The 12,345-nt window shown below is 36.9% G+C and carries 11 protein-coding genes and 2 pseudogenes; 4 read left to right on the top strand and 9 right to left on the bottom strand.

What is annotated here, in order from left to right; genetic code table 11:
- Positions 1–125 precede the first annotated feature (125 nt).
- Positions 126–1,874, top strand: a complete 1,749-nt coding sequence (gene iorA / locus H0Z36_RS02720) for an indolepyruvate ferredoxin oxidoreductase subunit alpha (protein WP_296863664.1) — start codon at positions 126–128, stop codon at positions 1,872–1,874.
- Between the two features lie 2 nt (positions 1,875–1,876).
- Positions 1,877–2,458: an indolepyruvate oxidoreductase subunit beta gene (locus H0Z36_RS02715; RefSeq protein ID WP_296863662.1), complete on the top strand. Its 582-nt coding sequence runs from the start codon at positions 1,877–1,879 to the stop codon at positions 2,456–2,458.
- A gap of 415 nt (positions 2,459–2,873) precedes the next feature.
- Here the strand turns inward: H0Z36_RS02715 and H0Z36_RS02710 are convergent, their stop codons facing one another.
- Together H0Z36_RS02710 and H0Z36_RS02705 are read right to left on the bottom strand one after the other, a co-directional pair.
- Positions 2,874–3,170 (bottom strand): type II toxin-antitoxin system RelE/ParE family toxin, encoded by a 297-nt coding sequence (locus H0Z36_RS02710; protein ID WP_296863859.1) that lies wholly within the window; start codon positions 3,168–3,170, stop codon positions 2,874–2,876.
- The gene (locus tag H0Z36_RS02705; protein WP_296863661.1) at positions 3,170–3,511 is read right to left on the bottom strand and encodes an AbrB/MazE/SpoVT family DNA-binding domain-containing protein; all 342 of its coding nucleotides are present in this window, start codon (positions 3,509–3,511) and stop codon (positions 3,170–3,172) included. The genes H0Z36_RS02710 and H0Z36_RS02705 overlap by 1 nt, the downstream gene beginning before the upstream one ends.
- Positions 3,512–3,719: 208 nt before the next feature.
- On the opposite strand from H0Z36_RS02705, the gene H0Z36_RS02700 reads away from it, so the two are divergent.
- Entirely contained in the window at positions 3,720–3,926 is a 207-nt protein-coding gene (locus H0Z36_RS02700; RefSeq protein ID WP_296863659.1) for a hypothetical protein, read from the top strand.
- A gap of 38 nt (positions 3,927–3,964) precedes the next feature.
- Complete coding sequence (gene rlmD, locus H0Z36_RS02695) at positions 3,965–5,206, top strand: 23S rRNA (uracil(1939)-C(5))-methyltransferase RlmD (protein ID WP_296863657.1); 1,242 nt, start codon at positions 3,965–3,967, stop codon at positions 5,204–5,206.
- Between the two features lie 284 nt (positions 5,207–5,490).
- Here rlmD and H0Z36_RS02690 read toward each other — a convergent pair whose 3' ends face one another.
- The 7 genes and pseudogenes from H0Z36_RS02690 to H0Z36_RS02660 all read right to left on the bottom strand — a co-directional run bounded on the left by H0Z36_RS02690 (position 5,491) and on the right by H0Z36_RS02660 (position 11,953).
- Positions 5,491–6,549 carry a 4Fe-4S binding protein gene (locus tag H0Z36_RS02690; protein ID WP_296863655.1) on the bottom strand — a complete coding sequence of 353 codons (1,059 nt, stop codon included), beginning with the start codon at positions 6,547–6,549 and terminating at the stop codon, positions 5,491–5,493.
- Positions 6,533–8,251 (bottom strand): hypothetical protein, encoded by a 1,719-nt coding sequence (locus H0Z36_RS02685; RefSeq protein ID WP_296863653.1) that lies wholly within the window; start codon positions 8,249–8,251, stop codon positions 6,533–6,535. The genes H0Z36_RS02690 and H0Z36_RS02685 overlap by 17 nt, the downstream gene beginning before the upstream one ends.
- A 101-nt stretch (positions 8,252–8,352) precedes the next feature.
- Positions 8,353–9,183 (bottom strand): site-specific DNA-methyltransferase, encoded by an 831-nt coding sequence (locus H0Z36_RS02680; protein WP_296863651.1) that lies wholly within the window; start codon positions 9,181–9,183, stop codon positions 8,353–8,355.
- A gap of 10 nt (positions 9,184–9,193) precedes the next feature.
- The gene (locus H0Z36_RS02675) at positions 9,194–10,354 is read right to left on the bottom strand and encodes a DNA methyltransferase (protein WP_296863649.1); all 1,161 of its coding nucleotides are present in this window, start codon (positions 10,352–10,354) and stop codon (positions 9,194–9,196) included.
- A gap of 83 nt (positions 10,355–10,437) precedes the next feature.
- Positions 10,438–10,645: pseudogene (locus H0Z36_RS02670) on the bottom strand (helix-turn-helix transcriptional regulator).
- Positions 10,646–10,759: 114 nt separating this feature from the next.
- A pseudogene (locus H0Z36_RS02665) lies at positions 10,760–11,490 on the bottom strand (Mu transposase C-terminal domain-containing protein); the annotation flags it as partial.
- 184 nt (positions 11,491–11,674) lie between these two features.
- Complete coding sequence (locus H0Z36_RS02660; RefSeq protein WP_296863647.1) at positions 11,675–11,953, bottom strand: hypothetical protein; 279 nt, start codon at positions 11,951–11,953, stop codon at positions 11,675–11,677.
- Between the last annotated feature and the right edge of the window lie 392 nt (positions 11,954–12,345).

Below are 12,345 nucleotides of genomic sequence, written 5' to 3'. Positions count from 1 at the left end.
AATATAATTATGTGCTATTATCATCCCAAATATTTTGATATATGTTATTACATTTTCAGTAATAATTCATAATACTGAAAAATTTTTTGAAATCATTTTAGTTAGCAGAGTTAAGGAGGAGAATAATGAAGAAATTGATGCTAGGCAATGAAGCTATTGCCCGCGGAGCATATGAAGCAGGAGCTACAGTGGCTGCTGCGTATCCGGGCACTCCTAGTTCCGAAATTTTAAGCAATTTTGCCAAATATGATGGAGTATATGCAGAATGGGCACCTAACGAAAAAGTAGCTTTGGAAGTAGGTGCGGGAGCTTCCGTTGGGGGAGCACGGACTCTGGTAGCTATGAAACATGTAGGGGTCAATGTGGCAGCAGACCCTTTATATACTTTATCCTACATAGGGGTTAACGGAGGATTAGTGTTAGTTTCGGCAGATGACCCGGGTATGCATTCTTCCCAGAATGAACAGGACAACAGGGGATATGGGCGCTTTGCAAAAGTGCCTGTTTTAGAGCCTTCTGACAGTCAGGAAGCTAAAGATTTTACAAAATTGGCTTTTTCTTTGAGTGAAGAGTTTGATACTCCGGTGATTTTGAGAACAACTACCCGGCTTTCCCATTCTCAAACATTAGTTGAGGAAGGAGAGCGGGAAGAAATAAGAATCAAAGAATATAGAAAAAATGCAGCAAAGTATGTTATGCTTCCGGGCTATGCGCGTTTAAGGCATGTAGAAGTAGAAAAACGCATGTTAAAACTTAAGGAATATGTAGAGACAACTCCCTTAAACCGTATTGAATGGGGAAATAAGAAGATAGGCATAATAACAAGCGGCATTCCTTATCAGTATGTAAAAGAAGTATTGCCAGATGCTTCGGTATTAAAATTAGGTATTACAAATCCTCTGCCGGAAAAGCTTATTCGCGATTTTGCAGCTGAAGTTGAAAGGCTTATTGTTATAGAAGAACTGGAGCCGGTGATTGAAGAACATGTGAAAGCATTGGGCATAAAGGTAGAAGGCAAAAACTTATTTTCAGTTTTAGGTGAATACAGCCCTGAGCTTATTGAAGAAAAAATCAAAGGTATTAAAGTTCAAAGTGCAGGAGATTTAAGCTCAGAGATTCCTGCCCGTCCACCTCTCATGTGTCCGGGCTGTCCGCATCGGGGTGTTTTTTATACCTTGCGTAAAAAGAAATTAGTGGTAACAGGAGATATAGGCTGCTATACCTTAGGCGCTTTGAGTCCTTTAGAGGCCATGGATACCTGTTTATGTATGGGAGCAAGTATAGGTATGGCATTAGGCATGGAAAAAGCACGTGGGCGCGAGTTTGCCAAAAAGACGGTAGCAGTCATAGGGGATTCGACTTTTGTTCATTCAGGGATAACCGCGTTAATAGATGTAGTCTATAATAAAGGTGTTTCTACGGTATTAATTTTAGATAATGATACTACCGCTATGACCGGCCACCAGGATCATCCTGCAACTGGAATTACGCTTAAAAATGAGCCTACTTATAAATTAGATTTACCGACTTTGGTTAAAGCAGTGGGGGTTGAACATATAAGAATAGTAGATCCCTTAAATCTGGAAGAATTTGAGAAAACCTTAGATGAAGAGCTTAATCGGGAAGCTCCTTCGGTAATAATAGCTAAAAGACCTTGTGCTCTGCTTAAAAAAGACAGAATACCGTCCAAAATCAAATACTATATTGATGATGAAATCTGTACTGGATGTAAACAGTGTATAAGAGTAGGCTGTACCGGGGTTTATTTTGATGAAGAAACCAAAAAAGCAAAAATCAATCTTAAAACCTGTGTAGCTTGTGGGCTTTGTCCTCAAATTTGCAAATTTGATGCTATTAAGGTTATGGAGGGATAATTATGAATAAGAATACAAGAAATATCCTCATAGTAGGTGTAGGAGGACAGGGCACTTTGTTAACAAGCCGTATAATAGCACAGGTTGCAGTTCAGATGGGCTATGATGTGAAAGTATCTGAGGTTCACGGAATGGCCCAAAGAGGAGGCGGTGTAGTATCCCAGGTTCGATACGGGGATAAGGTCTATTCTCCTATCATAAAAAAAGGAGATGCCGATTTTATTCTTGGTTTTGAGAAGATTGAGACAGCCCGCTGGCTGGAATACCTTAAACCCGGAGGGAAGGTTATTGTAAATGATGAGAGAATAGATCCTCTGCCGGTTATGAGCGGCAAAACTGAATACCCTGATGATATTATTGAAAAAATACGCAGTTTTGTTCCTGATGCAATAAAGGTAAATGCCAGCGATATTGCGCTGAAGCTGGGAGATGTTAGAGTTGCCAATGTAGTTTTAGTTGGAGTTTTAAGTCGGGTGATGCAGCTTCCCGAAGAACAGGTTAAGGAAGCTGTAAGAAAAATAGTTCCTGCCAGAGCAGTAGATATAAATCTTAAGGCATTTGAAGAGGGGCTTAAACTGGCCTGAAAATACGAAAACTTGAATTTTTAAGCGGAAAGTGCTTTTACTTTCCGCTTTTATGTTTTTGATTGGCATATAAGCTTATTCTAAAATATACATTTAACAGCTTTATATGATAGGCAAATGCCGATTAAAGTGAGGTGATTGGTATGACATTGCGGCACCTGCGTATTTTTACACCTGGCAAAGCCGAAATTGCGTCAGGAAGAAAAATTGGTTATTCGAAGATTTTGGAAACAGGAAGGTTCTTGTATCTATTGTCAAGACAGAATAACTTTCCTTAAACGTGGATCTTCAACAAAACAGGGATATAACGCCTGGTGGCGTGCGGCCAGAAAGCGTTACCTTATGATTCGCCCGCTTTGTACCCAGTGTTTAAAGCAGGTGAAGCTGACACCGGCTTCTGTTGTGGACCATATGGTTAAAGGTTTTTCATATATCGTTTCAATTCTTCATAAAAATTTTCACGGGTACCGGCAAGAATTACAACAATGGTTGAATCGCCTTCTTCGATGATTGTATAGGCCAGCTCATAGTTTGTTTTGTTGTAATAGATATCATAACAAAAGACACCAGAAAGATCGCCCGTTTTAGGTTCACCTATATAAGGATTCTTGAGGATTTCATCAACGGCTTTTTGAAAAGCTGCTTTGAGAGGTTTTTCTTTCAGCTTTTTTAAAAAACGGGCAGCAGGAGGCAGAATAATAAGCTTATACATCATTCGTCTTCCTCACCGAAAACATCTTCATACGTGAAAAAACTGGCTTTACCGGCAGTAGCAAGGTAGGCTTCATCAAGCAAGCGTTCAACAGCAGGACGAACCTTGCGCCGCATTTCCTTAAACTTTTCAAGAAGCTCAGTCCCGGAAAGACCTTGAGATATTAAGTCGGCAAGGATTTGTTCATCGAATTCGCCGGTGTTTTCACGCACAGGGCGGATAATAATAGCATCGTTTTGTAGATAGCAGTCAACTTCCTTTTCAATACCGAGACGATTGAAAAATTCTATAGGAATAGTTATCTGTCGTTTCTTTGATACGGAAATACGTTTTTTCAACATAGAATTAACACCTCCCAGTTGGGTTGTTTGCAACATAATTATTCACCTTTTCTTAGTATATGCTGAGTAATAATATAATGTACAAATTTTCTTTGATTTAATTATAACAAAGAAACAAAGACAACTCAAGGCAGGAAATAACCTGCGGATAAGGTTATTGAAGATTTTGGAAAGCAGTATGATATAATTCTCACTAGGAGGTAAGGGTATGTCAAATTTAAATGAATTTCTATCAGTATTTCTTTCATATAGAACAGCCAGGTTGGAATTTCTTAATTACATTGGGTGTGTAGAATCCAATAGAGATCCCCTTGCTGAAACCAGTGAGCATTTGGTGGCACTTTTAACAGGTGGTGAACTTGTAAAAAACAGGGTTCAGAAGGGTTATGATGTTGTGGGTTCTGATGTTTGCTGAAGCGGTAAGAATTACAGATAGGAGGATTAAGAGAAAAAGTGTACTGTGAAATTGAGGGAATAACCCACAAAGGGGAAGGCGTAGGAAGGATAAACGGAAAAGCGGTTTTTATTCCTTATGCTCTTCCCGGGGAAAAAGTAGAAATAGAAATAGTCAAAGAAAAAAGAAAATTTGCATATGCCCGGATACTCAATATCCTAAAGCCTTCCTCTTACCGGACAGAGCCGTCATGTTCTCATTACTATCAATGCGGGGGCTGCCATTTACAGCATACTGTTTATGAAGAACAGCTGCGCATAAAACAGAGAATAGTTGAAGATGCAACAGCCAGAATAGGAAAACTGGATGTTGAAATAAACGGAGTCATAGGAGCAGATTATCCCTGGCAGTATCGCAATAAGGTAACCTGGCATGTAAAAGAAGGCAAGCTGGGCTATTATCAGCCGGAAAGCCAGAACCTGGTAGAAATTAAAACCTGTAGACTTATTTCTGAGGATATGCAGCGGGTAAGCTGGGTTCTAAGTGAGCTTTTGCAGAGAAACGAGGGTTATGGACAAGGTGAAATTGTCCTAAGACAGTCATCTTACAGCAAGAGGATAATGCTCATTTTTAAAAATCTAAATCTGGATAGCAATTTTATATCCGCTCTGAAAAGCCAGACAGATGCAATCTATTTTTATAACCGAGGTCACCTGGAACATATCCACGGTGATTTATATCTGGAGGAAAAAATAGGGGACAACATCTTTAGATTGTCTCCCTTAAGTTTTTTCCAGATCAACCAGAAGCAGAATGAAAAAATAATAGACTTTGTAAAAAAAGCTTTAGAATTGACCGGTGGAGAAAAAATACTTGATGCTTATTGCGGTGTGGGCAGTATAGGATTATCTCTGGCTGATCAGGCCGGTTTTGTGCTGGGAATAGAAAACAACCGGGAAGCGACAGCTAATGCCGAATATAATGCGATACAAAATAGAATAAAAAACAGCCGCTTCATAGCAGGGGATTGTGAAAAAATTTTGCCTGAACTGCACGAAAAGTTTGATATAGCAGTGGTGGATCCTCCCCGCAGCGGACTTGAAAGAGCAGTTATAGATGTCCTAATTAAATTTAAACCTGAAAAAATACTTTATGTTTCCTGTAATCCTTCTACTCTCGCCCGCGACCTGGCATTACTGACTGTCGGGGGTTACGAAATACAAAAAATCCAGCCTTTTGATATGTTTTGCCAGACACATCACGTTGAGTGTGTCGTCTTGATGTCAAGGGTGGAGAAATAGGACGGCTGAAGATGTAGATAAATAAAGGGTTTCCAGACATTTAGCTTTTCTCAAGGCCGCTCTGCCGGATGTGGCAATGTCAGGAGACCCTTATTTTTATTGATTGCGGGAACATATCAACCACCCTGAAAATTAATAGTTGAGTAAACAGATTAGATAAAGGTCATTTTTTATAGGAGTTGAGGATACAAGATAGATGTTTTAGCTTAGATTATAATTGGCTTGAATTTTCTTAAAAAATGTGAAAATGTGCGTATATGTATTACCTCATAGTTATATTTATGTTATTTCTTGGGTTCGAGTATAGCACAGTTTTCACTGGTTAGATTGAGGTCAAAACCTATAGCAGTCTGGACTTCTTGTTTAATTGAAGCTTTGTCGATATCTGCATAAAAGGGTATTTGGGAAAAATTTATTTTTTTAAAGTTCCAGACAAATAAAATTAAAACACCTATACTTAATGAATTAATATTAATTTTCAGAACGTTAGCAATATCCTTTATAACTCGCCAGTATTCTGTGCGAATGTTTGGAAACTCTAAGCATACAATAAACGGTTTAATAAGCTCTATATTAATTCCATATCTAGAAACTAATACAGCAATATCATCTAGTATTGCTCTTGGTGATTCGAGAGAATCTTTATTGAATTCAACTTCAATTATTGCGACGGAATCACTAAGTTCCATAATGACATCCATTCGTAAATATACATCACCTCTTCGTCGTATGAAACAACGATTTCCTGTTTGAATAAGAAGGTTTCTTGTAAAAAGATTTGGAAACTGCGCATCAGTATTAATAGATGCAATTTTCTGGTAAATTGTAGCCATTTGCTTCTCAGATTCTTTAAGCATTTGCCCAATATGTTTAGCTTTCAACAGGTTCTGAATTTGATTTATATGTAATGAATATGTTTCCTCTGTAAAATCTACTTTTTCAACCAAATTAATATCAAAATTGACTACTGCACATTTACTTGTTAAATAAATTGCACCTGCTGGACATCTAGAAGCACATAAACCGCAATTAATACATAATTTTTCATTAATTGATGGAGTCAAACTCTCTTTATCCCATGAGATTGCTGAGGTTGGACATACATTATCGTTCACATCCACAGGGAAAGCATTAAAATACTTGCTTTGTGGTGTTATTTCTTCCGGTAAATATTTCATACAATAAGGAGTTACACAGCTAATACAGCAAGCACTGCATGATGATTGCGTTCTTTTCAAAATCGAAGGTTTATTTGGTACATGTAATATCTCTAATATTCGTTCATCAGATTTCATTAATAATATAGATTGTTTGTAATTCTTTTGGTTAAGAATTTTCGACATTTATTAAACCCTCCATCTTTCTGATTTCTTGTGGGTCGATATATGCGCTACCGCGTAGAGTTTTTATAGCCATTATCAACAGCGATTTAAAATCTATGATTCCGATTTTAATATTGAATGCAAACTTTATATCATCAATCAATCGTCCTACCTCTGCACGATCATGAGGCATATGATAGCCAACTGCTAAACTAACTGTATCCCAATCCGTATTATAAGTCTTGCGAGATAAGAGGATTATTTTATTTTCTAGTGCCTGGCGCACAGCTTTTATAGAAATATATTCTTCTTCTGAGGGGGATTTTATTTCAATGGGTATTGTAAAGTCATCGTCAATTGCAATTGCGTCCCATCTTTCATAGTTTATGCCTGCTCTTGTGGCAGTACAATTAAATCCTAATATACAAAATAAATCAGCAATTAATGGATAAAACACAGTTTGAGTTGCATTGTGGTATTCAGCAAACAATGAATCTACAATTTCTTGATCTTCTTTACCATCATTTATCATGCTTTTTATCTTTTTTGAAATTTCTGATTCCTCTTTTAAAGATAATGTGTCTGTCGAAGTCTGGCGCAACAATCTCACAGTTCCTTTTGGTGCGGCTGTTATTTTATAAATGTCTTTAGTTTCCGCTACAATTCGGTTATACTCTTTTATGTCTGAAGATGATGGGGTGTATTCAATTCCAAGTGCAGAATTTACAATAGGTGTTTTGATAGTCTGATAAGGAGAAAAAAGTAACTCTTTATCACCAATATGTTTACTTAATGCAACTGAATCCTTAGCAATGCTATCATAAACAGGTGTAACATCAAAATTAGCCCTTTGTAGCATTGTATAAAAGCCAAGTCTAATCATAGCAGGCTTAACAGCTTCGTCCATCTTTTCAAAATGTTCTGTACGTATATCTAGAACTCTCTTAAGCCATTCAGCTTTTTCTCGACCATATTGGGTCATTTTTAGGATAACCATGTTTCGTCCATTAGGGTACAAGATATTTTGCCTAACTTTTTCAAACCAACCACAGTATGTTAATACGGACATTGGAAATCTAGTATAGTTTTGCATAGTATTAATTTGAATTTTTATTCTTTTAGACAATTCTAATATAGCTCCATGAAGTTTTCTAATATCACCCCGCATTGCTTTTATGTAATCAATCATTGATGAAAAAGCCCTTAAGTCGGTATCATCAATATTTAAAGGACCTACAATAATTTCATCACGACAAATATAGCCATCTAGTTCATAAGCGGTAAGAAGAATAGTGGCAAAAGTCCTTGATGCGTTTTCATTTTTATTATCAATAACTTGATTTGGGTAATTAATCCCTAAAACACTTTCCTCAAAAATGGATTTTGGATCGATTTTAGCCGCTGCCATATGTTCACCTAGAAGTGTAAATGAAAATAGAAGCGCCTTTTCTTCGCTGGAAGTTATCCAACCCAAGGATCGATATAATTCGGCATACATTTTTGATTGATTATATAACGGATCTCTGCTGCGATCTTTTCTAGTAGATAGTTTTAAAGCTTGCTCGCCGACATAACCTGAGGAAGCAGCTAAATTCATTTTCGTTAGTGTTTGAGACATATCATCTAAGGTAAAAACTTTATAATCGCTTAAATATGTATAAATTGTTTGAAAGATATGTATAAAGGTTGGAATATCAGATCCCGGATTAGGAAACCTTATCATTTATTTATATCCTCCTTGGCTAAGAGAGCAAACCTTTCATCGTTTCGATGAAAGGTTTAGCACTGTCAATTTTTGTTTAGTTACTCGTTCGATTTAATTAATTATAGCAAATTTTTTATTTTCGCAAGCCTATTATTGGCAACATCACACCATTTTTGCTCGATTTCAATACCGATCCATTTTATCTTATGTCCTTCTGCATTTAACTTTTCACAACAAACACCCAAAGTGCCAGAACCGTGAAATGGGTCGAGTATTGTGCCTTCATATAAACCATCTTTGTTTTTAGGACAAAAAGCTTTAATTAAATCTGTAATTAAAGATTCGGGTTTTTGTGTAGGATGCTCCGTCTTCTCTTCTTTGAATAATTTACCTGCTAATGTTGGATACTCCCAGATATCTCCTCGTAATGCACCTAAAGGATTAGGAGTCCATTTTTTTCTCTCTCCATTTGCTCCTGTATAATAAACTGGATTTTTTAATCGTTCTGCACTTTTATACGGTATTCTAATATCATCATAATTATATGTCCATTTTTTGTTTGATTTTGAAAACCATAAAAATGGCTCATATTGAGCTGTTGGAACAGTTTTAACACGACTAAAACCATTTTTATAATGCCAAATATTCATACGACGGTAATAGAGACCAGCTTCATACATAATTACTTGGATATAACCAATATAATTATGAATTCCAAACCAAATAATACTGCCGGTATCGTTTAACAAACTCTTGCAGTTTTCAATACGCTTTTTTGTTATGTCTAAAAATTCTTTTAATAGTAATTTGTCGCTATCATTACCAAAATCTTTATTAAGATTATAAGGTGGATCCGTGAGAATTAAATCAAAGCGCATTCCTTTTTTTATCATTTCAATTAATAATTCATCGCTGTTGCCACAATAAACTTTGTTATACTCCATCTCCATTTGACATCCCTCACTTTTTTCGTTTTTCTTTTCTAAATATTAAGATGTATTGGTGATGAATGTTTTCCACATAAGCGAAGGGATATCCATAAGGTAAAAGACTTTTGTGATTTTGTATAAGAATCTTAGTACCTTGTAGTCCCCAAAAATGTTTATCATCAATAGCCGCTTTGTTAAGCTTTTGAATTAGATCACTATGAAAACTAATAAACTCTGATTTATTTCTAAAATCAGAAACTATTATACACATATATTTTCCTTCTTTTATAACCCTACCGCACTCGAGAAAAACATCATTAACTAAAACATTTATAAATTTTCCGTAATCTTCAATATTACCTAAATCATCATCACTATCGGAATAATTTGTAGCCAGGCTATTATTCACGCGTTCTTTGATTACTTTATGATCAGCACGCTTATTTAAAATTGCCCAATATGGTGGGCTTGTTACAATAAAATCAAAGATATTTGATTCAAATGTTTTAAGTACTTTACGACAATCTCCATTAATGAATTTGTGATTAGATGATTCACCTTCTGCCACTTCTGTTTCCAATCTCTTAATTGCAAGCTCATGCCATTTCGGGGAAAGTTCAATTTGGGTGCAAATTCTTCCATTAAGTGCACAGGCTTTAGCGGTTGAACCGACCCCGCCAAACGGATCTAGTACCTTCTGACCACGCTTTGTAAAAAAAAGAATTAATCGGCCAATATCTTGAAAGGAAAATGGGGCTGGATGCTGCCTTTCAATTTGTGCATGAGGATGTTTGGCTCCCAATCCCTTTTGAAAGAAAAAACTTTTAGTTTCAGGAAGCCATTCTTTTCCTGTTAAGTCATTAAGTTTATTTCTAGGATCTACTTGAAAATACTCTTTTTCCTCATTTTTTGTTTCATTTTCTTTAGAATCGATTAAACTATTGATATTTGATTCATTGTTTTTTAAGGATTGTTCTTTGCCCATCCGTGGATTCTGTGGAGCAATAATTGTTTTGCTCATGTTTAAGTATTGCTCTAATTCAGTTATATCAAATCTGCGTTGACCACCTGGAGTCTTTATTGGGTTAAGAATTCCTTTTTCAACCATACGATATAGAGTAGAAACACTAATTCCAAGAAATTCTGCAGCGCTGCTTGTGTTTAAAAAGTTTGCTACTTTGTTTGTTGCCATATGTATCACCTCGCTCTATAGTATATCGTAATTGTCAACACTTGTCAACACTATTCATCACTTATCCTCATAGAGCGGTGATATTATTCGTCATCTACAATCTCCATAATATCCCCAATATCGCATTTTAAAGCTTTACATATTTTAACTAAAACTTCGGTTGTTACGTATTCGTTTTTCCCGAGTTTTGCCATTGAAGATGTACTAAATACCAGCCGCTTCTCTTAAATCTTTCTTTTTCATATCTTTATCAATTAAGAGTTTCCATAGTTTTTTATAGCTTACGGCCATAATTGTCACCTTATAATGTAAGCAAAGCTGGAGAGAAGAAATTTATGAATGAGCGACATCATAAACCTCCACGACAAATATTTCAAGAAATTTCTGGATGATACCGAAATAATTGATATAGACCTCATCCTCGTCAAAGCGGATCTCAATCCTATGGCCAATAAAATGTGGAGCACTTCATAAAGTCTGTTATTGACAAAAATAGCCCCGTCATGCTTCACCTTGTATTTCTCGCGTTTTAAGAAAAGAGGGTTTAGAAAAGCCGGATCTTCAAGCATCCGCATCTGGCTGGCCTGGGATAAGTACATATCCAGAGGACTCATTCCCAGGGAAGCATGAATCTTCCTGTGATAATCCTCCTCCAGCCACTGCCAGAACTGGCGGTTTAAGTCATCAATAGAATTAGGCGGTTGGGATTTCAGAAGTAGCGTAAACCTCGTCTTTACTGTCCCGAAGAATCTTTCAATCTCTTTGCCTATCATCCCGTGTTTTTTTTTTAAATATGGTAGATCGTAGCATAAGAAATATCCTTATGCAGAAATTCACCCTTGTCCACTAGCTGGTCATAAAAGACAGAAACTGGCATATCTCGCATTTCGCTGTGCAAAGCTAGCAGATGTTTTTCCTGCTCCGGGTGAGTTTCCACGGTTACTCTCGGTCGGAAAGTTGTTTGAGTTTAAGCTCCTCAAACCCAGCCCGGCGGTAGGCAAGGAGCCAGCCTGTCAGTGTTTTGGGCGTAAACTCCTTAGGCCCGTAATGGGGCACCTGATGAACTTTACTCTCCACTTCTGCTATATACTCTTTCTATTCTGGTTAGCAACCTGGCCGTTTAAAATGGGCGCGATGAGTCCGTAACGGAATAATGCTACTTTTCATAATCTTCTTCCTGCATAAAATCCTTCCTTTTTCAGGAGGTTAACCGTTTAATCATCTATTGATTTCATTTTAAACTAATCAAAGGATAACTCACCATGCAAAAGGTTTGTGGAAGCAAAAATCTATTTTCAGGAGGGGCAGATAACGGTACAATTAATTTGCCATAAAGTTATTTGCGAAATGTCCGTTGGCCCTTCCTGGAAGGATTGCTTTGCCCAAAGTCCGGAGCATTTCCAACAACCTTATGGCTTTTTCTTTTGTTTCCTGTGGTAACACACCGAGAAAGCCTGTAGCCCGGAAAAACATTTCAATCCGGTTGAGATTCTTTATGAAGCACTTCCAGTAAAATAGCACCAGTTGATGACAGCAGGTAATTTCCCCATACACCAGATTTTTATGCAGCTTCTCTAGGACAACATCAACGAACGGCATACTAGAAATGTAAAAACGATGGCAGCAGAGAGACCGTTTTTCTGCAGGAAGGGCATACGATTCGGCAAATCGGTAACCGATTCTGTTTGGCAGTGATGATGGTATTTAGCTAGTAGAAACCATGCCGAGTTAGACGAATCCGCCCCTTGCAATGGAGGCATCTTTTGATTTCGGGGAAATCGTTGTTCATTCCGCGCTTTATATACTCATCAACTGAAATACCAAAATCATGCGGTAGCACCAAATAAATCACCCCAAACATTTTACTAAAATTATATCAAAATGCTGGGTGTAAAAAAATGGTTCAGGTTGTTTGATTTTGAAAAAATTTCTCTCATTTTGGAGATGGCAATCTGCTAAATCTCAGCAATATTAAATGCTGAGGCAGTATT

Origin of the sequence: Thermosyntropha sp. (assembly GCF_017656155.1) — a bacterium.
GTDB lineage: Bacteria > Bacillota > Syntrophomonadia > Syntrophomonadales > Syntrophomonadaceae > Thermosyntropha.
Note: the sequence above shows the minus strand (reverse complement) of the source record. Positions and strands in the feature narration are given on the sequence as shown.

Excerpts from the sequence above, each read along its gene's own strand:
- iorA (WP_296863664.1), top strand. The coding sequence starts at position 126 with ATGAAGAAATTGATGCTAGGCAATGAAGCTATTGCCCGCGGAGCATAT.
- H0Z36_RS02715 (WP_296863662.1), top strand. The coding sequence starts at position 1,877 with ATGAATAAGAATACAAGAAATATCCTCATAGTAGGTGTAGGAGGACAG.
- H0Z36_RS02710 (WP_296863859.1), bottom strand. The coding sequence starts at position 3,170 with ATGTATAAGCTTATTATTCTGCCTCCTGCTGCCCGTTTTTTAAAAAAG.
- H0Z36_RS02705 (WP_296863661.1), bottom strand. The coding sequence starts at position 3,511 with ATGTTGAAAAAACGTATTTCCGTATCAAAGAAACGACAGATAACTATT.
- H0Z36_RS02700 (WP_296863659.1), top strand. The coding sequence starts at position 3,720 with ATGTCAAATTTAAATGAATTTCTATCAGTATTTCTTTCATATAGAACA.
- H0Z36_RS02690 (WP_296863655.1), bottom strand. The coding sequence starts at position 6,549 with ATGTCGAAAATTCTTAACCAAAAGAATTACAAACAATCTATATTATTA.
- H0Z36_RS02685 (WP_296863653.1), bottom strand. The coding sequence starts at position 8,251 with ATGATAAGGTTTCCTAATCCGGGATCTGATATTCCAACCTTTATACAT.
- H0Z36_RS02680 (WP_296863651.1), bottom strand. The coding sequence starts at position 9,183 with ATGGAGATGGAGTATAACAAAGTTTATTGTGGCAACAGCGATGAATTA.
- H0Z36_RS02675 (WP_296863649.1), bottom strand. The coding sequence starts at position 10,354 with ATGGCAACAAACAAAGTAGCAAACTTTTTAAACACAAGCAGCGCTGCA.
- H0Z36_RS02660 (WP_296863647.1), bottom strand. The coding sequence starts at position 11,953 with ATGCCGTTCGTTGATGTTGTCCTAGAGAAGCTGCATAAAAATCTGGTG.